Genomic DNA, 259 nt, shown 5'->3' with positions numbered 1-259 from the left:
CTACAGGGGGAGCGACTTTTTTCTCGTCATCCAATCCCAGGGAAGTGCTGTTATGACTGCCGATGAACTGTTGCGTGCCGGTCGCCTCGATGATGCGCTCAAGGCCCTGCAAGACCAGGTTCGCGGCGCTCCGGCCAACGCCACGCTGCGGATTTTTCTTTTTCAGCTGTTGGCCGTTATGGGCCAATGGAGCCGTGCGCAAAATCAGTTGAAGGTGGTCGGTGAACTCGACGCCGCCGCGTTGCCGATGGTGCAAACC

The 259-nt window shown here is 58.7% G+C and carries 1 protein-coding gene; it reads left to right on the top strand.

What is annotated here, in order from left to right; translation table 11 throughout:
* Window positions 1–52: 52 nt before the first annotated feature.
* On the top strand, window positions 53–259 hold a 207-nt coding region (locus AC0IW9_RS31135), incomplete at its 3' end, for a tetratricopeptide repeat protein (RefSeq protein ID WP_471652162.1).

The organism is Belnapia sp. AC561 (genome assembly GCF_979252845.1).
The sequence above is the reverse complement of the archived record's forward strand: the minus strand, read 5'-3'. Positions and strand labels throughout refer to the sequence as shown.